The organism is Streptomyces sp. NPDC002232, from assembly GCF_042890295.1.
Lineage (GTDB): Bacteria > Actinomycetota > Actinomycetes > Streptomycetales > Streptomycetaceae > Streptomyces.
Genome location: NZ_JBIARV010000005.1, coordinates 55,647 through 78,182, shown reverse-complemented (window position 1 = coordinate 78,182; position 22,536 = coordinate 55,647). Strand labels below are relative to the sequence as shown.

At 71.8% G+C, this 22,536-nt stretch carries 13 protein-coding genes and 1 pseudogene; 7 read left to right on the top strand and 7 right to left on the bottom strand.

Going from position 1 to position 22,536, the window contains the following annotated elements:
* The first annotated feature begins 87 nt into the window (after window positions 1–87).
* On the top strand, window positions 88–1,275 hold the full coding sequence (locus ACFYXU_RS23505; protein ID WP_389406165.1) for a thiolase family protein: 1,188 nt from the start codon (window positions 88–90) through the stop codon (window positions 1,273–1,275).
* A 78-nt stretch (window positions 1,276–1,353) separates the two neighbouring features.
* Here ACFYXU_RS23505 and trxA read toward each other — a convergent pair whose 3' ends face one another.
* A complete protein-coding gene (trxA, locus tag ACFYXU_RS23500) occupies window positions 1,354–1,719 on the bottom strand; it encodes a thioredoxin (protein ID WP_376516708.1) in 366 nt (121 codons plus the stop codon).
* A 113-nt stretch (window positions 1,720–1,832) separates the two neighbouring features.
* Between trxA and ACFYXU_RS23495 the strand changes: the two genes are divergently transcribed.
* On the top strand, window positions 1,833–3,272 hold the full coding sequence (locus ACFYXU_RS23495; protein WP_389406164.1) for a dihydrolipoyl dehydrogenase family protein: 1,440 nt from the start codon (window positions 1,833–1,835) through the stop codon (window positions 3,270–3,272).
* A 7-nt stretch (window positions 3,273–3,279) separates the two neighbouring features.
* Here ACFYXU_RS23495 and ACFYXU_RS23490 read toward each other — a convergent pair whose 3' ends face one another.
* A complete protein-coding gene (locus tag ACFYXU_RS23490) occupies window positions 3,280–3,906 on the bottom strand; it encodes a TetR/AcrR family transcriptional regulator (protein ID WP_376516704.1) in 627 nt (208 codons plus the stop codon).
* A gap of 168 nt (window positions 3,907–4,074) precedes the next feature.
* Between ACFYXU_RS23490 and ACFYXU_RS23485 the strand changes: the two genes are divergently transcribed.
* Window positions 4,075–5,490 carry a purine-cytosine permease family protein gene (locus ACFYXU_RS23485; RefSeq protein ID WP_389406163.1) on the top strand — a complete coding sequence of 472 codons (1,416 nt, stop codon included), beginning with the start codon at window positions 4,075–4,077 and terminating at the stop codon, window positions 5,488–5,490.
* Between the two features lie 43 nt (window positions 5,491–5,533).
* Entirely contained in the window at window positions 5,534–7,195 is a 1,662-nt protein-coding gene (locus tag ACFYXU_RS23480) for an amidohydrolase (RefSeq protein WP_376516699.1), read from the top strand.
* Between the two features lie 221 nt (window positions 7,196–7,416).
* Here the strand turns inward: ACFYXU_RS23480 and ACFYXU_RS23475 are convergent, their stop codons facing one another.
* From ACFYXU_RS23475 to ACFYXU_RS23465, 3 genes are all read right to left on the bottom strand, one after another.
* On the bottom strand, window positions 7,417–8,070 hold the full coding sequence (locus ACFYXU_RS23475; protein ID WP_389406162.1) for a DUF305 domain-containing protein: 654 nt from the start codon (window positions 8,068–8,070) through the stop codon (window positions 7,417–7,419).
* A 108-nt stretch (window positions 8,071–8,178) separates the two neighbouring features.
* Window positions 8,179–8,598, bottom strand: coding sequence for a DUF6153 family protein (locus ACFYXU_RS23470; RefSeq protein ID WP_389406161.1), 420 nt, complete (start codon window positions 8,596–8,598; stop codon window positions 8,179–8,181).
* Window positions 8,599–8,695: 97 nt separating this feature from the next.
* Window positions 8,696–9,040, bottom strand: a complete 345-nt coding sequence (locus tag ACFYXU_RS23465) for a tetratricopeptide repeat protein (RefSeq protein WP_389406160.1) — start codon at window positions 9,038–9,040, stop codon at window positions 8,696–8,698.
* Window positions 9,041–9,144: 104 nt separating this feature from the next.
* On the opposite strand from ACFYXU_RS23465, the gene ACFYXU_RS23460 reads away from it, so the two are divergent.
* Entirely contained in the window at window positions 9,145–10,110 is a 966-nt protein-coding gene (locus ACFYXU_RS23460) for a pirin family protein (RefSeq protein ID WP_389459764.1), read from the top strand.
* Window positions 10,111–10,149: 39 nt separating this feature from the next.
* Here ACFYXU_RS23460 and ACFYXU_RS23455 read toward each other — a convergent pair whose 3' ends face one another.
* Window positions 10,150–13,698 carry a DNRLRE domain-containing protein gene (locus ACFYXU_RS23455; RefSeq protein ID WP_389459762.1) on the bottom strand — a complete coding sequence of 1,183 codons (3,549 nt, stop codon included), beginning with the start codon at window positions 13,696–13,698 and terminating at the stop codon, window positions 10,150–10,152.
* A gap of 463 nt (window positions 13,699–14,161) precedes the next feature.
* Between ACFYXU_RS23455 and ACFYXU_RS23450 the strand changes: the two genes are divergently transcribed.
* Window positions 14,162–21,343, top strand: coding sequence for a ricin-type beta-trefoil lectin domain protein (locus tag ACFYXU_RS23450; RefSeq protein WP_389459759.1), 7,182 nt, complete (start codon window positions 14,162–14,164; stop codon window positions 21,341–21,343).
* Window positions 21,344–21,365: 22 nt separating this feature from the next.
* Window positions 21,366–22,070, top strand: coding sequence for a hypothetical protein (locus tag ACFYXU_RS23445; RefSeq protein WP_389459757.1), 705 nt, complete (start codon window positions 21,366–21,368; stop codon window positions 22,068–22,070).
* 52 nt (window positions 22,071–22,122) lie between these two features.
* On the opposite strand, the pseudogene ACFYXU_RS23440 reads toward ACFYXU_RS23445, so the two are convergent.
* Window positions 22,123–22,487, bottom strand: a pseudogene (locus ACFYXU_RS23440) (hypothetical protein); the annotation flags it as partial.
* Window positions 22,488–22,536 lie beyond the last annotated feature (49 nt).

The window sequence follows — 22,536 nt, the reverse complement described above, 5'->3', positions numbered from 1 at the left end:
CCGGCAGAGACTCTGCGCGCCCCAACGGGCGAAGATTGTTTCACCAGGCGAACAGAGTCGTTCCGCAGGTCACGTGGGAGAGAACCGATGAGCATCCGCGACGTCTACATCGTCGACGCCGTCCGCACCCCGATCGGGAAGTTCGGCGGCGCCCTCGCCTCCGTCCGCCCCGACGACCTCGCGGCCCACGTCGTCCGCGCCCTCGTCGACCGCTCGCCCGCGCTCGACCCCGCCCGCGTGGACGACGTCTACTTCGGCGACGCCAACGGCGCGGGCGAGGACAACCGCGACGTCGCGCGGATGGCGGTCCTCCTCGCGGGCCTGCCCGTCAGCGTCCCCGGCGTCACCGTCAACCGCCTCTGCGGCTCCGGCCTGGAGGCCGTCGTCCAGGCGGCCCGCGCCATCGCCCTCGGCGACGCCTCCGTGGCGATCGCGGGCGGCGTCGAGTCCATGTCCCGCGCCCCCTGGGTGCTCCAGAAGCCCGAGCGCGCCTTCCCGGCCGGCCACCAGCAGCTCCACTCCACGACTCTCGGCTGGCGCATGACGAACCCGAGGATGCCCGCCGAGTGGACGGTCTCGCTCGGCGAGGGCGCGGAGCTCGTCGCCGACCGGCACGGCATCACCCGCGAGCAGCAGGACGCGTTCGCGCTCGACAGTCACCGGAAGGCCGCCGAGGCCTGGGCAACGGGGCTGTACGACGACGAGGTCGTCCCGTACGAGGGCGTGGACCTCGCCCGTGACGAGTGCATCCGCGACAGCACGTCCATGGAGGCGCTCGCCAAGCTGAAGCCCGCCTTCCGGTCCGAGGGCGGCACGGTCACCCCGGGCAACTCCTCGCCGCTCAACGACGGCGCCGCCGCCCTGCTCCTCGTCGACGAGGAGGGACTGCGCGAGACCGGCCGCGAGCCGCTCGCCCGGATCCGCGCCTCCGCCGTCACCGGCATCGAGCCCCAGCTCTTCGGCCTCGGCCCGGTCGAGGCGGTCCGCAGGGCCCTGGGCAAGGCCGGGCGCTCCTTCGCCGACCTGACGACCTTCGAGCTCAACGAGGCCTTCGCGGCTCAGTCGCTCGGCTGCCTCGCCGAATGGCCGGAACTCGATCCCAAGATCGTGAATCCTCGCGGCGGAGCCGTCGCGATCGGGCATCCGCTCGGCGCGTCCGGTGCCCGCCTGGCCGGCTCGGTGGCCCACCAGCTGGCCGCGGCCGGGTCCGGGACGGGCCTCGCGGCGCTCTGCATCGGCGTCGGCCAGGGCCTCGCGCTGGTCCTGGAGCGATGAGCGGGACGCGGGCGCCGCACCCGCGGACATGACGCGAGGGGGGTACGGGAGACTCTCCCGTACCCCCCTCGTGACGGGTCACTTCGCCTGGGCGTCGGCGATCGACTTGCGGACCTCGTCCATGTCCAGCTGACGGGCCTGGCCGATGACGTCCTCCAGGGCGGCCTCCGGGAGCGCGCCCGGCTGGGCGAACACGGCCACGTTCTCCCGGACGATCATCAGCGTCGGGATGGAGCGGATCTCGAAGGCGGCCGCCAGCTCCTGCTGCGCCTCGGTGTCGACCTTGGCGAAGACGAGGTCCTGGTGCCGCTCGGACGCCGCCTCGAAGACCGGGCCGAACTGACGGCAGGGACCGCACCAGGAAGCCCAGAAGTCGATCAGGACGAAGTCTCCTCCGCTCACGACCTCGTCGAAGTTGTCCTTGGTGAGCTCTACGGTGCTCATGCTGCCTGCCTTTCGGGTCTCCTGGCGTGGTCCTCACGGTCCCCTGGGGACTCGCCCGGCACAACGGCGTATCGAGCCGCGCTATTCCGCACCGCTGCCACCAGACTGGAGCCATGACACGAACGGTGGAAGACGAGCACACCTACGACGTGGTGGTGATCGGGGCGGGCCCGGTCGGAGAGAACGTCGTCGACCGGGTGCGGGCGGGCGGCCTCACCGCGGCGATCGTCGAGAGCGAGCTGATCGGCGGCGAGTGCTCGTACTGGGCGTGCATGCCCAGCAAGGCGCTGCTCCGCCCCGCGATCGCCCGCTCCGACGCCCGCGGGGTCGCGGGACTGCGCGAGTCCGTGCACGGCCCGCTGGACGCGAGGGAGGTCTTCGCCCACCGGGACGAGGTCGTCGGGCACTGGAAGGACGACGGCCAGGTCGACTGGCTCGACTCCATCGGGGTCCGGGTCTTCCGGGGCCACGGCCGGCTCCTCGGGCCGCGCCGCGTCGAGGTCGCGAGTCCGGAGGGCGAGCCCCAGGTGCTCACCGCCCGGCACGCCGTCGCCGTCTGCACCGGCACCCGCGCGCTCCTGCCGGACCTGCCGGGGCTGCCGGGCGCGCACCCCTGGACCAGCCGCGAGGCGACCAGCGCCGACCGCGTGCCCGGGCGGCTCGTCGTGGTCGGCGGGGGAGTGGTCGGCGTGGAGATGGCCACCGCCTTCCAGGCCCTGGGCGCGCAGGTGACCCTGCTCGTACGGGGCGGGGGGCTGCTGCCGCGCATGGAGCCGTTCCTCGGCGAGCACGTCGCCGAGGCGCTCGCCGCGCGCGGCGCGGACGTGCGGACCGGGGCCGCGGTGAGCGCGGTGGTGCGCGACGGGGGCACCGGACCCGTCACCGTGGTCCTGGAGGGCGGCGACCACGTCGAGGGCGACGAGGTGCTCTTCGCGACCGGCCGCAGGCCGCGCACCGAGGACATCGGCCTGGAGACGGTCGGTCTGACGCCGGGCTCCTGGCTCGACGTCGACGACACGCTCCGGGTCACCGGAAACGACTGGCTCTACGCCGTGGGCGACGTCAACCACCGTGCGCTCATGACCCACCAGGGCAAGTACCAGGCCCGGATCGCGGGCGCGGCGATCGCGGCCCGCGCGCGCGGCGGCGCCCTGGACACCGGGCGGTGGGGCGCGCACGCGGCCACCGCCGACCACGCCGCCGTCCCGCAGGTGGTCTTCAGCGACCCCGAGGCCGCCTCGGTCGGGCTCAGCCTCGCCGAGGCGGAGCGCGCCGGGTACCGGGTGCGGGCCGTGGACCTCGACATGCGCCAGGTCGCCGGCGCCGGCCTCTACGCCCAGGGGTACCGGGGCCACGCCCGGATGGTCGTGGACCTGGACCGGGAGGTGGTCCTCGGCGCGGCCTTCGTCGGGCCCGGCATCGGGGAGCTCCTCCACTCGGCGACGGTCGCCGTGACCGGCGAGGTGCCGATCGCGCGCCTGTGGCACGCCGTCCCCGCCTATCCGACGCTGAGCGAGGCCTGGCTGCGCCTCCTGGAGGCCTACCGGGGCTGACGCTCCGTCAAGCGGACGGTTCGGCCGGGGAGTACGGAGGGACCAGGGCCCGCGCCGCCGAGCGGGCGACCTCCAGGGCGGGCCGGGGATCCCGGCCCGTCTCCTCGCCGAGGACCACCCGGGTGCTCAATCCGTCGAGGAGCGCCAGGAGTTCGGAGGCGCGGGCGCCGGCGTCCAGCGGCGCGAACCGTCCGCGCGCCGCGCCCGTCGCGAGCAGGGCCTCCAGGTCCTCGTGCCAGCCCGCGTCCAGTTCGGCCTGCGCCTCGCGGAGCGCGGAGTTGCCGGGGGTGCGGGCCCAGAGCTCGATCCACAGGGTCCAGCGCGGATCGCGCGGGCCGCGGGGCAGGTAGAGCCGCAGGAAGAGGTCGAGCTTGCGCTCGGCCGTGAGCCGCCGGGCGAGGAGGGCGCGCCGCTCCTCGGCGAGGGCGGCCTCGCTCCACCGGAGGGCGGCGAGCAGCAGCAGGTCCTTGCTGCCGAAGTAGTACAGGATGTGGCCGCCGCTGGTGCCGAGGCGCTCGGCGAGCGCCGACATGGTGAGCGTGGCGAGGCCGTTCTCGGCGATCGCCGCCATGGCCTCCTCCAGCATCCGCTCCTGGGTGACGTGTCCGTCCCGCCGTCGTGCCGCGCCTGCCACCGCCGCCCCCGTCCTGTCCGTCGCGGGGTCCCCGCGCCCTGTGTCTGCGGAATCGACCTTAACCGGAACCGCCGAAGGTCTTGACGTGGCCTGAATGTATCGCACATCTTGAATGGCGTTCTAAGAGTTAGAACAGCATTCAAGATCGATCCGCGACAGGAGTGCGATGTGCTCGACCACGAGACGGCGCCCGTGACCACGGGCCGGACGGCGACCGACGAGGTGTTCCAGGTCGAGGAGCACGGGATCGACCCCATCCCCGACGCCGAACGGCACGGCGGGGCCAAGGACGTCTTCTGGCTCTGGTTCGGCTCGAACCTCACCTTCACCTACGTCATCAACGGCGCCCTCGCCGTCGCCTTCGGGCTCTCCTTCTGGCAGGCGACCGCCGTCGTCGTGCTCGGCGGACTCTCCTTCGCCGCCATCGGCGCCGCCGGACTCAGCGGCGTCCGCACCGGCACCGCCACCCTGGTGATCTCCCGCGCGGCCTTCGGCCGCCGGGGCAACTGGCCCGCCGGCCTGCTGAACTGGATCGTCAGCATCGGCTACACCATCGTCAACACCGTGGTGGGCACCCTCGCCCTCGAAGCGTTCTTCAACGACCTCGGCTGGCACGGCGGACAGGCCGCCCGCGCCCTCGCGCTCGGCGTCACCCTCGCGCTGACCTTCGTCGTCGCCCTCTGGGGCCACGCCACCGTGCAGTTCGCCGAGCGCTGGATGGCGTACGTCCTCGCGGTCGGCTTCGCCGTCCTGCTCGTCCTCGTCCTGCCCGGCGCCGACACCGCGGCCCCCTCCGGCGCGCCCGGCGCCTCCGGCTGGAGCCTCGCCTTCGTCGTCATGCTGGCCGGCCCCTTCTCGTACCTCCCCATGCCCGCCGACTACACCCGCTACCTGCCCCGCACCACCACGCTCAAGGCCGTCACCTGGAGCGGTGCGCTCGGCGGCTTCGTCTCCTCCGTCGCCCTCGGCGTCGCCGGGGTGGCCGCCGCGACCCAGGTCGACATGACCGACGCCGTCGCCGGCACCGAGAGCCTCCTCCCCGGCTGGTTCCAGTCCCTCTTCCTGGCCCTCGTCCTCGGCGGCTCCGTCACCAACTCGATCATCACGCTCTACTCGTCGAGCCTGAACCTCCAGGTCCTCGGCATCCCCTGGAGCCGGGCCCGCGCCATCGTCATCAGCGCCGGCGTCACCGCCGCCGGTTCCCTCGGCGCCCTGTTCCTGACCGACTTCACGACCTCCCTCCTCTCCTTCCTCTCCCTCCTGATCATCGTCTTCGCACCCTGGGGCGGGGTCTTCCTCGCCGACATGGTGCTCCGACGCTGCACCTACGACTCCGCCGGCCTGCACGCGGACACCGGCGGCGCCTACTGGTACCGCTCCGGCTGGCACCCGGCCGGCCTGATCGCGCTCCTCTGCGGCCTCCTCTTCTCCGCGCTCACCTGCGACTCGGAGCTGTGGACCGGCCCCCTCGTGGCCCCGCTCGGCGGCGCCGACCTCACGCTCCTCGGCGCGGCCGTCTCCGCCCTGGTGTACGTGCTCCTCGCCCGCGGGCACGTCCGCCCGCTCCGCGCCGCCCGCTCCTGAACCACCCCGCCCCACCCCTCGTACGACACCGGAGTCCCACCCCATGAACCGCACCGCACCCGCCGACCTCGTCCTCACCGGGGCCCGCATCCACACCGTCGACCCGGAGCTCCCCGAGGCCCAGGCCCTCGCCGTCCGCGCCGGACGCGTCGTCTGGGTCGGCTCCGACGCCGAGGCGGCCGCCTGGACCGGCCCCGGCACGCGGATCCTCGACGCCGGCGGGCGGCTCGTCCTGCCCGGCTTCATCGACGCCCACAACCACGTCCGCCTCGGCTCCGACGACGCCTGCGTGCAGCTCGCCGGAGCGCGCACCCTCGACGAGATCCACGAGCGCGTCCGCACCTGGCACGCCGCCCACCCGGAGGCGGAGTGGATCGAGGCCGAGGCCTTCGACTACTCCGCCGTCCCCGACGGGCGCATGCCCACCGCCGCCGACCTCGACCCGGCCACCGGCGACACCCCCGCCCTCGTCCTCAGCTACGACGTCCACACCGCCTGGCTCAACACGGCGGCCCTCCGCAGGCTCGGCGTCGACCGCGACCACACCGACCTGCCCTTCGGCCGGGCCGTCACCGACCCCGAGACCGGCGAGCCCACCGGCTTCGTCAAGGACTTCGCCATCAAGGGCCTCTCCCGCGAGGGCCACCGCGCCCTGCGCGAGATCGGCCTCCCCTGGGCCTCGCCCGACCGGCAGTACGGACGCCTCGCCAAGAGCCTGGACGACGCCATCGGCTTCGGCATCACCACCGTCGTCGAACCGCAGAACTCCCTCGACGACCTCGCCCTCTTCGAGCGCGCCCGGAACGAGGGCCGCCTGCGCTCCCGGATCGTCGCCGCGCTCTTCCACCCGCGCGGTACCACCGAGGCGGACCTCGACGCCTTCGAGACGGCGGCCCACGAGTACGCCGACGACCGGCTGCGGGTGGGCCCGCTGAAGCTGTACATCGACGACGTCGTCGAGCCCCGCACCGCCGCCCTCCTGGAGCCGTACGCCGGCTGCTCGCACCACCGGGGCGACACCTTCTACCCGCCCGAGGAGTTCGCCGAGCTCCTCACCCGGCTGGACGCGCGCGGCTTCCAGTGCTTCGTCCACGCCACCGGCGACCGGGGCATCCGCACCGTCCTCGACGCCGTCGAGCGGGCCCGCGCCGTCAATGGGCCGCGCGACGCCCGCCACCAGGTCGTCCACGTCGAATGCCTCGACCCGGCCGACACCCCGCGCTTCGCCGAGCTCGGCGTCGTCGCCTGCATGCAGCCCCGGCACGCCGCCCCGGACATCGCGGGCCCCGGCCAGGACTGGGCCGAGAACGTCGGCCCCGAGCGCTGGCACAAGGCCTGGCCGCTGCGCAGCCTGCACGCGGCCGGCGCGGTCCTCGCCCTCTCCAGCGACTGGAACGTCGCCGAGATGGACCCCATGGTCGGCATCCACGCCGCCGTCACCCGCCGCGCGCCCGGCGGCGGCGAGGCCTGGACGGCGGGCGAGACGATCGACGTGGTCACCGCCGTCGAGGGCTACACGATGGGCTCGGCCCACGCGAACTTCCTGGAGCACGAGCGGGGCTCCCTGACGGTGGGCAAGCTGGCCGACTTCGTCGTGCTCTCCCGCGACATCCTGCGCATCGCCCCGGAGGAGATCCCCGGCACGGTGGCGGAGACGGTCGTCGTCGGCGGCGAGGTGGTCGTGGACCGGCGTCCGGAGGCGTAGGGGGAGCCCCGCTCCCCGTGGCGGCGCCCCCGCTCGTACGGGACGGGCGGGGGCGCGGCGGTGGGGCGGCCCGTCCCGGGAGGGGCGGGCCGCCGTGCGGGTGAGAGCGGCTGATGTGCCCACCACGCGGACGGGCCGGATCAGACCGGATCAGAGCGGATCCGGCCCGAATCAGAGCGGATCAGACCGAATCAGAGCCGATCAGGGCGCACCAGACAGGATCAGAGCCGGTCGAGGATCTTCCGCAGCTGGGCGACCTCGGCGGACTGGGTCCGCACGACGTCGTCGGCGAGCTTCCGGGCCGTGGCGTTGCGGCCGTCCCTCTGCTCGTCCTTCGCCATGGCGACGGCGCCCTCGTGGTGGGCGATCATCAGCTCGGCGAACTTCCGGTCGAAGGCCTTCCCCTTGACCGCCGCGAGGTCCTTCATGTCCTGGCCGGACATCATTCCGGACATGCCGTGCCCGGAGCCGTGGGCGGCGGACTCCGGCCTGCCCCAGCCCTTCAGCCAGGCCCGCATCTTCTGGATCTCCGGGTCCTGGGCCTGCTCGATCGCGGTGACCAGCTTCTTGACCTCGGGGTCCTCGGCCCGGCCGTCGGCGAGCTTCGCCATCTCCAGGGCCTGCTCGTGGTGGGGGATCATCATCTGCGCGAACATGACGTCCGCGTCGTCGAAGGCGCCGGGCGCGCCGGCCTCAGGCGCGGCGGTCGTCCCCGGAGTGGCGGTGGCGCTGGCGGTGGCGGACACGGAGGCGCCGCCGTGGTCCATGCCGCCGGCGCCGTCCTCGGTGCCGCAGGCGGCGAGCAGGAGCCCGGTCGCGGTGACGACGCCGACGAGCGCGAACGTCCGGGCGGTGCGGTGGGTGAAGGCACGCATGTGGGTGATACCTCGAATGCTGTTCGTACGTACGGAGTACGCGTACGGAAAAGGGCGGACCGAAGCGTTCACGGGCAGCGCGGGGCGCCCGCGTCGGCGGGGTACGGCCTAGATCCGCAGGACGGACAGCTGGGCGAGGTCGGGCGGCCGGCGCGGCGGGGCGTGCGGGCCGAGCACGGGCGCGAGCCGCGCGAGCAGCAGGGCGAGCCAGTCGGGGCGGCGGCCGAGCGCGGCCCGGACGAGTCCCGCGAGCAGCCAGACGCCGAGGACGGCCACACAGAGGGTGGTCATGTCCATCGCCATGCCCGGTGCGTGCCGGGCGTCGGCGTCCTGGCCGTCGTGTGGGGAGGGGGTCTGCGCGTGGGTGCCGTGGTGGGCGGCGGAGGCGGTGGTCGTGGCCTCGGCCGAGCCCTCGGGGTGGCCTGTGGAGTGCATCAGGAACACCCCGAGCGCGAGCAGGCCGACGAGCAGCAGGCGCGTCAGGGCAGCGCCCGCGCGATCACCGCGTTCCGCTCGTCGTGGATGCACTGCCAGGACCTCCTGGCGGTGAATATACCGCGTGGGGGTATCGGTCACGCGGTAGGGACGCTCCCGGGTCCGGGCCCCCGGGGAGCCCGGACCAGCGTCAGGCCGGCGTCTCGCCCGACATCGCGGCGGCCAGCCGCAGGTGCGGCGCGGCCTCGTCCTTGCGGCCCTGGCGCTCCAGGGTGCGCCCCAGCATCAGCCGGGCGTAGTGCTCGACCGGGTCGCGCTCCAGGATCGCGCGGAGCTCCGTCTCGGCCTGGGACAGCCGCGCGGAGTGGTAGTAGGCGCGGGCGAGCAGGAGCCGCTGGGCCGTCTGCTCCGGGTGCTCGGCGACGAGGCCGCGCAGGATGCGGGCGGCGGTTCCGTACTCCTTGGCGTCGAAGAACAGCCGCGCCCGGTCCCAGCGCTCGGCCGCCGTTCCGAACTCGTAGTACGTGTCGCTCACTTGCTCTCCCTTTCCAGAGCTCCGGATCTGCCACCCTGGGGGGTGGTCGACCAGCACAACACCGCCGGTCAGTTGAACATTCCACCAAAGATGGGCTGAGAGCCATGAGCAATCTCGATCGCCAGGCCGCGCTGACCGTGTGCGGTGGCCGGGGCTTCGTCGTCGCCGAACCGGTACGGGAGCTCCTCAGCCCCCGCCGCGTCCAGCTCGGCGAGTCGACCGAGGTCCGGCGGCTGCTCCCGAACCTGGGCCGCCGCATGATCGGCGCCTGGGCCTTCGTCGACCACTACGGCCCCGACGACATCGCCGACGAGCCCGGCATGCAGGTCCCGCCGCATCCGCACATGGGTCTCCAGACCGTCAGCTGGCTGCACGAGGGCGAGGTGCTGCACCGCGACTCCACCGGCAGCCTCCAGACCGTCCGCCCCCGCGAACTGGGCCTCATGACCTCCGGCCGGGCGATCTCCCACTCGGAGGAGAGCCCCCGGCCGCACGCCCGCCTCCTGCACGGAGCGCAGCTCTGGGTCGCGCTGCCCGACGCCCACCGGCACGTCGAGCCGCACTTCGAGCACCACGCGGAGCTGCCCCGGGTCACCGCCCCGGGCCTGACCGCCACGGTGATCCTGGGCTCGCTCGACGGCGCGGCCTCGCCCGGCACCACGTACAGCCCGCTCGTCGGCGCGGACCTCGCCCTCGCGGCGGGCACGGAGACCACCCTGCCCCTGGAGCCGGACTTCGAGTACGCGGTCCTCGCCATGTCCGGCGAGGCCGAGGTCGACGGCGTCCCCGTCCTGCCCGGCTCGATGCTCTACCTCGGCTGCGGCCGCACCGAACTCCCCCTCCGCGCGGTCTCGGACGCGGGCCTGATGCTCCTCGGCGGCGAGCCCTTCGAGGAGGAGATCGTCATGTGGTGGAACTTCGTGGGCCGCACGGACGAGGAGATCCGCGAGGCCCGGGAGGACTGGATGACGTCCGGCCGGTTCGGCGAGGTGAAGGGGTACGACGGGGGGCGGCTGGACGCGCCGGAGGTGCCGGCGACCCCCCTCAAGGCGCGGGGACGGGTGCGCTGACCCGGTTCTTGAGGGGGCCGAGGGCCGTGGCGGGCTTGGTCAGCCGATGGTCAGGACGCCCTTCCAGCCGCCGCCCGTGGCGCTGACGATCTCCGTTCCGGCGCCGGGAAGCACACCCGGCGCGCCGGCGTAGAACCGCACGGCCCCGTCGGTCCGCACGGTCCAGACGTCCGGGACGCCGTCTCCGGTGGCGTCGGGGGTGCCGTACACCATGCGGATGCTCGTGCGGCTCCAGCCACCGGAGCCGTACACGGTCTCCGCGGTCGTCGCTCCCAGCGAGGCCAGGTCGACGCCCGTGCCGGACGCGGCCTTCTTTCCCGTGCGCAGGAGCAGCCGACCGGTGGAGTGCTGACGGTAGACGAGATCGGTCACCGCGTCCCCGCCGATGTCCTGCACGGTGACGAGGTCCTGGTCGAGCCACCCGGAGGACGACACCAGAACCGCCCGTTCCACGGTGGCGCCGTTGTATCCGACGAGCGCCCAGAGGGCGTCGCCGACCTTGACGAAGAAGTCCGTCCTGCCGTCCCCCGTGGCGTCGCCGGCCGAGACGAGCTGGGTGATCGTGGCTGGTGCCGGGGCGTTGGAGGGGAGCAGGATTTCCTGGCGGCGGTCCACGTTCACGGCTCCATAGCCGTCGCCCGGGTAGACCCACATCCGGCCCTCCCGGACGGCGACCAGGTCCTGCAGTCCGTCACCGCCGTAGACGTCGCCGAGATGGGCGATCTGCGTCTTCTTCCAGTAGCCGGACGGCGCGCCGATGAAGACGGGCTTGCCGTCGTTGCGCGTCGGGTCCTTGTCGGGGTTTCCCCGGTAGGCGCCGGACATGGAGTAGTCGAGGTCGCCGGTGCCCTTCAGCAGATCGGTGGTTGCCTCGGACGGGTAGAGGCGCAGGTTGCCGCCGGCGTCGACGACCATGAGGTCGGCGAGCGCGTCACCGGTGAAGTCGCCGGGCTGGTCGGCCTTGTCGCGCGGCGTGACGTAGAAGAAGTACTTCCGCGGCTCAGAGCGGTTCCCCGCCCCGTCGACGGCCCGCGCGTACAGCACGTTCGGGCCCGCCAGCGGCGGTTTGACGTTGGAGACCGTCGTCGGGGTCGTCACCGGTGATCCCGCGGTGCGCGCGACGGAGAACGGGTACGACGCCTGGTTGAAGCCGTACTCGAACTTCACCACGTCCGTCTGGGAGGCGCGGAAGGTGAAGGAGCCTGCGGTGCCGAACTTGACCGTGCTCCACTTCATGTCCTCGGGCTCGTTGTTGAAGCCGTTGTCGTTGGCGTCGGCGTCGGGGAACTGGCTCGAGCCGACGATCGGCGGCGTGGGACGCGAGGTGTCGAAGACGAAGCGGCACGGCGTCGTCTTGTGCGAGTAGCCCGAACTCTTCCCGGCCTTGTCCACGGCCCGGGCGCGCCAGGAGTACGTCTTGCCGCTGACGAGCTTGAGACCGCCGGTCACGTTCCCGGTGGGGACCGGGTCGGTGTGCACGCGGGCGGACTTGGTCTGGCTGCCGGTGGAGACGGTGCCCTTCGCTCCCAGGAGGTTCGTGGTGGAGCCGCCAGACGGCCACAGGTCGAAGACCAGTGAGGCGAGGTTGCCGTCCTTGTCCGAGGCGTTGCCCCAGAAGGTGAGCGAGGAGGCGCTGACGTTAACGTATGGCGCCGTCGTGTCGCAGCTGAGGTCGGGGTCGAGGTCGAGACCGGTCGGCGGGGCGGGCGGCCGGTTGTACACCAGGTCCACGTAGGGGCCGGAGTCACCGTCCGCCTGGAACTTCTTCCAGGCGTACTGGGAGTTCTCGTCCCCCGCGCGGAAGCCCAGCGTCAACGTACGCCAGCCACCGGATACCGCCTTCTGCGCGGTGGGAGTGATATCGAACACGGCGTAATCGTCCGGGCAGTTGGCCGACTTCCAGCCGTGTGCGAACGACGCGCTGCCGATCTTGTTGGCGTTGTTCATGACCGGCATGTTCCGCCAGTTCGTCTTCGAGGAGATCGTGCCCGTCACGTGCACGGTCATGGTCCGCGCGTTGCAGGACCAGGAGTACGTCTCCAGGGCGCGCAGCTTCGCCCGCTGGACGACGGCGTCCTGGAGGTCGGAGTCCCAGTCGATGCTGAAGAAGGACCGGGACGTCCCCCAGGTGTCGGACTCGAAGCCGACCCGTGCCTCGTGGGTGCCGCCCTTGTTGAAGTTCTTTCCGTTGTAGAAGCTGGCGTCCTTGTGCCGGCTGTAGGCCGTGGTCCAGTCGTTCGTGTGCTGCTTCACCGAAGGGTCGATGAAGACCGGGTACACGGTTGACGGGTCCGACAGGAAGTTCTGGTCAGGCGTCAGAACCCAGTTCTCGCCCTCCAGGTCGGTGCCGACCAGCGCGCCCCGCGAGTCCGGCTGGGGGCCGTTGAGCGGAGCCAGGGAGAGGGTGGCCTCCGCCCCGGTCCGTGTGGGTTCGGGGGTCGGCTCCGCAGGGACAGGGGGCAGCGGGGCACTGGTCCAGGACGGATCGGCGGTTCCCTCGGGGGCGTCCGGAAGCACCTCGTCCAGGACGTCTCCCTGGTCGCCGTTGTCCACCGGCTCCGTGGGGCCGGGATCCGCCGGCTCCGTGTCCGTCGGCTCGGGCTCCGCCGGCGTGTCGGTGGGGTCGGGCGACGGGTCATCGTCCGTCGGGAGGACCTCGGGCTCGGGCGGAGTCGCGCCCGAGCCGCCGGGGCCGTCGGTCAGGGTGGCTGTGCCGGAGCTGTCCCACATGAAGGGCGTGGACGACTCGATGACGTCGCGGCCGTCCCGCGTGGCGTTGAGCACGCCGGACACGGAGTCCAGCCGGAAGTCCAGGCGGGTGGACCAGAGTCCGTACGCGAGCTGCGCCACGCGCGGGTCAGCCGCGGCCTGACGGTTCTTGACCACGAGCACCTGGGCGAAGCCGTTGTCGTCGGCAGTGATGACGAGGTCGGCTCCCGGGAGGATCTCCTGATACAGCAACCGGGAGCCGTCGACGACCGGCTTGGGGATGGGACCGGGCCAGGTCAGGACCATCCAGTCCTCTTCCTGGGTCTCGATCACCGCGAGGGAGTTCTCGGGGAGGGCCACCATCGGAAGCAGCGAGACGCGTCCGCCGCCCGCGCGGGAGGCACGGTCCGCCCCCGTGAGCGTGGACCGTTCGACGCCGTCCCGGGACGACCGGGCCGACGAGGAGCGGGAGCCCGGGGAGAACACCATGCGGGTGTTAGTCGCCCGGGGCGACCAGCCGGACGCCACGCGGGCGAGTGTGGTGTCGATGGGCTTCCACTCACCGCCCACCTTGGCCCGGACCGGGCTGGCGTGGATGCGGCGCTGAAGCATGCCGTCGGGCCTCGCCCACGTGGTGGAGTACGCGGTGCGCAGAGCCGTGGCCTCGACGGCCTTGCCGGACGCGGTCGCCGCGGTCGCCGCGTCGGCCTCGTCCAGCGATGCCGTTCTCGGCGGTGCGTGCTCCTGCGCGCGTGCCGGACGTGATTCCGGCCGCGGATCGCCGAGCCCCGTCGCGGCGAATCCGGCGGCGAGCACCGCCGTCGCCGCGACGACCGCGAGCACCGGTCGTCGGGACACCTGTCGCCCTCTGCTCGTCATGAGCGGTCCTTCCCCCCCTTGAGGCCGGGCCCGCGGGCTTCCCACCGGCCTTCGACCGGCCGTGGCGACCTGGCGGATTCCCGGGCGCGGCACGGCGGATGCGAGCAGATCATGACGCACCTCGCGCGAGGGCGCACGGGATGCCCGTACGATCCGTGCCGGTCACGGACGGGTCCGAGGGCGGACGGTGCGCGGCCGGTGTGTCGCCAGGACGACACAAATCGCCTGAACCGGGAGGGAACCCCGCCTTCCGGCGATGGTGTGCGAGGTGTCTGGCGGTTCGTCACCAGCCATTCCGTTCACCACTTTTGGCGGCGAACGCTGGATTGGTGCGCGTGACGATTCCCACATGATCGCCACCCTTGTGGCCATCTTCACGAGAGCCCCGCAGAATCGGCACGTCTGAGAATCGCGCCAGTCGCGGCCGCCCGACGGGCCGCCGTACCGTCCGGGGGGACAACTCGTGTCTGCGCCGCCTTCCGTCAGCCGTCGTCGCCTGCGCGCGCTCGGCACGACCCTGCTCGGCGCGGTGCTGCTGGGCACGCTCCTTCCCATCGAGGCGGTGGCGCTGCCACCCGACCCCGCGAAGAGCGAGACACCGCGTGAGGAGATCGCGCTCGATGCCCTTCCCGCCGACGCCAAGGTCGCCGGCGGAGTCCAGAACACGGGCCTGAAGAGCATCGCGGCCGACACCCCCGCGCCGCAGAACGAAGCCCCTCCCGGTACCGCCACGCCGCCGGCGGGCGGTGCCGGCACGGTGACCTTCGGCTCCCCGGCGCCGCTCGTGAACCGGGCCGACTCACTCTCGGCGGCGTCGGTCACCGCCGAGGCTGGCCTCGAACCGGCGGGTCCGCTCCCGGTCCGCCTTGGGCCCGCTCCGGGCGCCGCCGTGCCCACCGGGACCTGGGGCGTCACGATGGCCGACCGGGCGACCACCACCGCCGGGGGCATCGACGGCGCCCTCCTGACAGTGACCGCTCCGGCCGACGGCACGGTCCCCGTCCAGGTGCAACTGGACTACCGCACCTACGAGAACCTCTACGGTGCCGACTGGGCGTCACGCCTCACGTTCGTCCAGTTCCCCGAGTGCTACCGCACCACCCCCGAAGCGGAGGAGTGCCAGGCCTACGAGGAACTGGACACCGTCAACGACACGGACGGCAAGACGCTCACCGCGGTCGTCGACCCCTCCGCCGACGGCTCGCCCGCCCCCGCGATGGTGCCCCAGGACGGCCCGAACACCCTTACGGCCGCCCGCGCGAGCATCGCCGCCGCCGGCGCCGGGGACAGCGCCGTCGTGGGAGCCGTGGACTCCGGCGCCGGAGAGGGCGGCAGTTTCAAGGCCACGCCACTTCTCTCCAGTGGTCAGTGGACCGCGGGTGGCTCCTCCGGGGCCTTCACCTGGTCGTATCCGCTGACCGTGCCGCCGACCCCGGCGGGACCCCTGCCCAAGGTCTCGTTCGACTACAACTCCCAGATCGTGGACGGCAAGACGGCCACCACGTCGCCACAGGCGTCGTGGGTGGGCGAGGGCTGGAGCTACGACCCCGGACACATCGAGCGGCGCTACCGGCCCTGCAAGGACGACACCGCGGCCACGTCCGACGGGCCCGCCAACAACGCGGGCACCAAGCCGAAGAGCTCCGACCTGTGCTGGGTCTCGGACAACGCGGTCCTCACCCACGGCGGCAGCGCCGTGGAGCTGGTCAAGGTCGGCACCGGCAACGTCTACCGGCCGAAGACCGACGACGGCACACGCGTCGAGCGCAAGACCGGCGGCACCAACGGCGACGACGACGGCGAGTACTGGATCGTCACCTCGCGCGACGGCGTCCGGTCGTACTACGGCCTCAACAAGGTCGTCGGCCACGGTGACACCAACTCGGTCTTCACCGTTCCGGTCTTCGGCAACCACGAAGGCGAGCCCTGCCACTCCGCCACCTTCGCCGCCTCGCGCTGCGGCAAGGAACAGCAGGCATGGCACTGGGGCCTGGACAAGGTCGTGGACGTCCACGGCAACGTCATGATCGTGAACTGGCGCAAGGAACAGAACCACTACGCGGTCAACCGCAAGTTCTCCTCCCCCGAGCCCTATGTGCGGGGTGGCGCGCCCGTCTCCATCGAGTACGGCATGCGCGAGGGGGCCCTCGGCGCCGAACCCGCCGCCCGGGTCGACTTCGAGCTCGAGGAGCGCTGCCTCCTGGGCGGCTCCGCCTGCGACCCCACGCGCTTCGACAACACCGCCGACCCCGCTTCGTACCGCCCCTGGTGGGACACTCCCGGCAACCTCAACTGCAAGTCGAGCTCCAAGATGTGCCCGGCCTTCCCCTCCTTCTGGAGCCGCTATCGCCTGGGCGCCGTCACCACGTACGCCCACCGGCCCGGCACGACCGGCCTCGGCAAGGTCGACCGCTACGTCCTGGGCCACTCCTTCCCCCGTAACTGGTACGACTCCGCCCCGGGGCTCTGGCTCCAGTCCATCACCCGCTACGGATTCGCGCCCGGGGTCACCACGGGCGTCCCGCTGTCGCCGGCGGGCGTCACCTTCAAGCCGTACGTGGTGGGGACCGGCCCCGCGCACCCGTTGAACGGCCACCTCCCGGCGGACGCGCAGCTGCCGAACCTCGTGCCCCGTTACGCCGACGACCCCCGTCCGGGCATCACCCGGCCCCGCATCGGCGCCGTCGCCACCGAGCACGGCGGGGACATCGAGGTGACCTACGCCGGCGGCTGCGCGAAGGAACCCACCGTCGCGCCCGAGAGCAACCACGGCACCTGCTTCCCGGTGAAGTGGTCCCCCGACGCCGAGAACGACTCCCCCCGAACGGCCTGGTTCAACAAGTACGTCGTCCACACCGTCACCGAGACGGACCGCATCACCGGTGTCTCCGACCGCATCGTCACGCGATACGAGTACGCCGACGCCGCCTGGGCCAAGAGCGAGGACGAGTTCGCCCGGCCCACGTTCCGCACCCACAGTGACTGGCGGGGTTACCGGCGCGTCGACACCTACAAGGGCAGCCAGGGCCCGTCCGGCGAATACGACAAGCAGCGCCGGGAACACTCCGCCACCCGCTATTTCCTGGGCACCGGTGGCGTGGTCAAGGACTCGGCGGACAAGGAGACCCTCGCCCCCGCCGACCTGGAGCCCTACGCCGGCATGACCGCGGAGACGCTCGTCTACGGCGGCGCGGGCGCCAAGGTCGCGCGGCGCACGCTCGCCTTCCCGTGGAGCAAGCAGACCGCCTCCCGCGCCCGCGAGGGCGGTCTGCCGGTGCTGACCGCCCACCGCAAGGGCATCCGGCGCACGGACGACATCCGTCCGACCGGCACGGGCTGGGAATCGATCCGCACGGAGACCGAGGTCGAGCCCGACCACGGCATGCCCTCACAGGTCGAATCCTCCGTGGTGACCTGGGACGGCCAGAAGGAGACCGTCACCGATCCCACGTGCGTCACGACCTCGTACGTCGAGAACCCCGACGAGACCGTCAACATCTTCGGCCTGGCCAAGGAGATCCGCTCGACGGCGACTCCCTGCGCCGCACAGGGGACGGCGGACCCCGCGACCCGGCTCATCCGCACGCTACGCACCAGCTACGACGACAAGAAGTGGGGCGAGAGCCCGACCAAGGGCATGCCTACCTCCGCCTCTGAACTCGACGCCGGCGGAACCGGTTTCGCTCCGCCGTCGACCACCACGTACGACCCGCTCGGCCGGCCCCGCAAGGTGACCAACCCCCTCGGCGGCGTGACCGAGAAGATCTACACCCCGGGCGACGAGGGCGGCGCCCTCACCGGCCTGAAGACGATCAACCCGAAGAAGCACTCCACCAGCACCACCCTCGACCCGGGCCGTGGGCTCACACTGACCAGCACGGACACCAACAACCGGGTCATCCGCATCGAGTACGACGCGCTCGGACGCCTGGTCAAGGGCTGGTCGGCCGCCCGCTCCTCCGGCGGACCCGCCGACGTCGTCATCGACTACCAGATGGCACGGGCGACCACCTCCGAGAACCGGCCCACCGCTGTCACCGTCAACTCGCTCAAGGACGACGGCACCACCTACGCACGTCAGGTCACGCTCTACGACGGTCTGATGCGGCCCGTGCAGGAGCAGCGCGAGGCCCACGGTACGGGCCGTCTCGTCACGGACACCTCGTACGACGACCGTGGGCACGTCAGGGAACGGACCGGTGCCTACCTCGCTCCGGGCGAGCCCCAGACCAAGCAGTTCAAACGCGCCAACGACACGCTCGTGCCCACCATCACCCGCTCCTCGTACGACGCACTCGGGCGCTCGACGAACGACGTCGTTTACCACGGCGGCACCGCGGTCAGCAGCAACTGGACGGAGTACGGGGACAACTGGACGCTGAGGGTCTCGGGCACCGGGGCCACCCCCGCGGTCCGCACCTACACCGACGCCCGCGGTCGCGTCACCAAGATCGAGCACTCCACCGACACGTTCCGCGATGACTGGCGCGGCACGAGCTACGGCTACGACGCCCGCGGAAACCGCACCCGGGTGCGCGACCACGCGGGCAACGAGTGGACGTACACCTTCGACGCACGGGGCCTGCTGGTGGCCTCCCGCGACCCCGACATCGGCGACGCGTCCTTCACCTATGACGCGCTCGGCCGGCAGACCAGCGCCACCGACTCCAAGCAGCGCACCACCTTCACCGAGTACGACGCCATCGGCCGCATTCTCGCCGTCCGTCAGGGCTCCGCCACCGCCCCGCCGGTCAAGGAGTTCACGTACGACATGCCCGGCTCGCTCGGGAAGCCGTGGACGTCGACCCGCCACGACGCCACGGGCGACTGGATCGAGCGCGTCACCTCGTACGACAGCGAGTACCGGGTCACCGGCAAGGAGTTCGTCGTCCCGGCGCACGCCAGCACCGTCGGGCTCGCGGGCACGTACGCGTACGCCACCACCTACACGCCGGGCGGCAAGCCGCTGACGACGACCCTGCCCGCCGTGGCAGGCCTGTCCCAGGAGAAGGTCGTCACCCGCTACAACGACGACGGTCTCCCCGAGTCGACCTCCGGCCTCACCTGGTACACGGCCGACGTCACGTACTCGGCCTACGGCGAACCGCTGCGGACCGTCAGCGGCCCCCAGCCCTTCCGGGTCTGGACCACCAACTTCGTCGACCAGAACAGTGGACGCCTCCAGCGCGCGGTCTGGGACCGTGAGACCACCGACTCCCACCGGATCACCGACGCGTACTACTCCTACGACGGCGCCGGAAACGTCACGTCCGCCGCACGGAAGGAGACCACGGGCACGACGAGCACCTGGGACAACCAGTGCTTCACCTACGACTACCTGGGTGAACTGGTCAACGCCTGGACCTCGAACCGGGCCGGTGGCACCGACAAGGGCTGCGGCGCGGCCGAGGGCACGACCTGGGGCTACCAGGCGGACGGACGCCAGTCCTCCGGGCCGATCGCCGAGGCACCGGACGCGGTGACCGACGCGACCACGCCTGACGACGGCCTCCAGAACTCGCTCACGCGAGCGGGCCCCGCCACCGGCAGCGTCACCACGACAGGAGCGGCCTACTGGCAGTCGTACACCTACGACGTCGTCGGCAACCGCGCCTCGCTGACCGAGCACAACCCGGCCAACCCGGCGCTCGACCAGCGCGAGGCCTACGGCTACGGCGTCACCGTCCCGAACAACGGGACCCAGCCCACCACCCTGACGCAGCCGCACATCCTCACCTCCGTCGACCGGCCGAGCGGCACCGACCCCACGTACGTGGCCGAGGCCACCGGCAACACCACCGACCGCAACCTGGTCGGCGGGGCACAGAAGCTGACGTGGAACGCCGAGAACAAGCTGACGACCACCCAGGGCGCCGGCGACGGGGGCGTGGAGATCGTCTCCTCCGGCAAGTGCCTCGACCTCACGGGCAACGCCTCCACCGACGGCACCCCGATCCAACTGTTCCGGTGCAACGACTCCGCGGCCCAGCGCTGGAAGACCACCGGGGACACCCTGCGGATCCAGGGCAAATGCGCCACCGTCAACGGCACCCTCGTGCAGCTGGCGACGTGCAACGGCAGCACCGCGCAGAAGTTCACGTTCCGCCCCGCCGACAAGAGCGTCCTGCACGCCGCCACCGGCAAGTGCCTGGAGATCCCGGGCGGCACCACCGCCGACGGGACGGACCTCCAGGTCGCGACCTGCGCCGTGGCCGCCCCCCAGCAGTGGGTGCGCGCCGACACCGTCACCTACGTGTACGACGCCGCCGGAAATCGGGTCCTCAAGACCTCGGCCGCCGGAAGCAGCCTCACCCTCGGGGAGACCGAGGTCTCCACCGATCCCACCGGGGCGCCGATCCGGGCGAGCCGGTCCTATGCCCACGCGGGCGCGCCCACGGTGGTGCGGACGAGCGCTTACGCCTCGACCGCACACAAGCTCTATGTGCTCCTCGCCGACCCGGTGGGGACGGCGACGACCTCGGTCGAGCTCGCGACCGGACAAGCGGTCATGCGCCGCTCCTTCAAGCCCTTCGGCGAGACACGGACTGTCACGGCCACCTGGCCCAACAGCCGCAGCTACCTCGGCACGGGCATCGACGACACCGAGACCGGTCTCACCCACATCGGCGCGCGGGAGTACGACCAGTCGACGGGACGCTTCCTGTCGGCCGACCCCGTCCTCGACCTGGGTGACCCGCTCCAGATCAACGGATACGCCTACGCGAACAACAGCCCGATCACCAAGAGCGACCCGGACGGGCTCCTTCCCATCGAGTGCTGGGAGGGGATGGCCACCTGCTCGGGCAACACGATCGTGGCGGCGACGAACCCCGCGGTGCAGCCGAAGAACGCTCTCACGGACAAGAAGGTCACCACCAAGGATGGTGAGACCAGGCGGTTCATATACGACGAGAAGGGAGTTCCGCACACCATAGGCGCACCGACCTCCAAACCGTCGGAATACCGCTCGATCGAGTACATGAACGAGGACCTGCGGCAGGCGGGGAAGCTGTACGACGCGAAGACGGGCAACGGTCAGGAATACCTGTGGCAGAGCGACGGGGCCAAGAGCAGTGTGATGGAGGGGAAGAAGGGTCTCGTCCACGACGCCAATGGCGACCACCGGGTGGCGGGCGCCACCGCCGACTTCATCAAGGTCACCTGGATGAACGGCAAGATCGTCAGCGTCGACACCTGGGACGTCACCGAGAGCACGGGGGACACCAGCAGCAAGTCCGTGGACGATATGGCGAAGACCATCAACAACAAGATGGACACCGAGGGGGTGAAGCCCCAGACCCAGAACGTCATCTTCTGGGCGAACAGCGTCGAACAGGCACAGGCCGTCGCGGAGCGCTTCCACGGCAACGCCAACGTCCGGGTCATCTACCACTCGGGCAAGCTCGGTGAGACGAACATCGACACGCGCATGGTCTTCAAGGGCTTCAAGGGCGGATGGGGTCCCGAAGGACCTCCGCCGTCGGGCCGGAGCGGCCTCAAGGGCAGTGGGAAGGGAGGGCGCTTCGTGGGACGTATCGGGGCGGCCGGAGACATCGCCGGCCTGTTCACCATGGTCGTCCTCGGAATCGCCTCCCAGGGATGCCCCTACGATGAGGCCACCTGCCGCGACATGAACACCGCCTGACCCGAACGGACCGAGAGAGGCCATGAGCAAGCAAGTCGTCACCGTCTGTCTGCCGCCCTGCGAGCCGCATGAAGTGCGGGAAGCGCTCGCGGCGGCGATGGCCCCGTTCGAGTACGAGGCGCAGTACGGGAAGCCGGACGAGGAGTGGCAGGGGGAGTGGGACTACTGGTTCGTCGACGCGCGCGGCTGGGACCTCGCCGTCCGGCCCGGTCATGAGGACGATCCGCGGATAGTCCGGGGCGAGGACGCCCCGTCACGCCCCCGATCCTTGTGCGACGGGGGCCCCAAGGGCCTGCTCGACCTCGACACGGGTCGCGTGGCCGCCGCCCGGGAGGCCGGGGAGCGGTGGGACGCCTGGCAGGTCTTCGCCGCCGGCTTCCCGCCGAGCCTGCCGTACGCGCACTTCGCGCGGAGGGCGGCCGAGGATCCGGGCTATACGCAAGACCGGGTGGTGGCGGACTTCAATGCTCAGCCCCTGATCCGCGCGCTCGATCAGGACCCTTCCCTCGAAGAGCGGTTCACGTGGGACCCCGTGCCCTGGTTCGGCGAGGACCGTGCCGCTTTCGTGGAGCGGGCGGAGGCGGACGTCCTGCCATCCTTCGCCCTCCTCACGCTCGACGGCCGCTGGCTGGACGGCAGCTCCCACCCGGCCAACGTGCGCTTCAACGCGTACGTCGACGGCCTTCCGGACAGCACGCTCCTGGTCCGGGTGATGTACCACTCCTGAGCATCGTCCTCTCGCGTTGTCGTGAAAGGGGGGGAGGGGGGAGCGGGGGCGCTCAGGCCTTGGCGCGGCGGACCTCGATGTTGCCGTGCCGGGTGCGGGCGCGGACCTCGACCGTGTCTCGGTCTTCGCCGGGGTCTCGGACGCGGTGAGCGCGTTGCGCACCCGCCCGGAGGTCGAGTGGGCGTCGAGCCAGGCGGCGACACCCTCGCGGATGCCGACCTCGATGTCACCGTTGGCGCCGCGCAGCCGCACGTCGCCGGTCACGGTCCGGACAGTCGTGGAGCCGTGCTACGCGGTCAGGTCGAGCGGGCCGGTGGTGTCGAAGCGGGCGTCGCCGGACGAGGTCCTCACGCAGACCTCGCCGAGCGCCTGGGTCCAGGCGCCCGTCAGCTCGGCCCGGGAGCCGGCGGGCGGTTCGGGAGAGCGGAATGGCGCCCTGGGGCACCAAGTGGTGCCCCATGGCGCC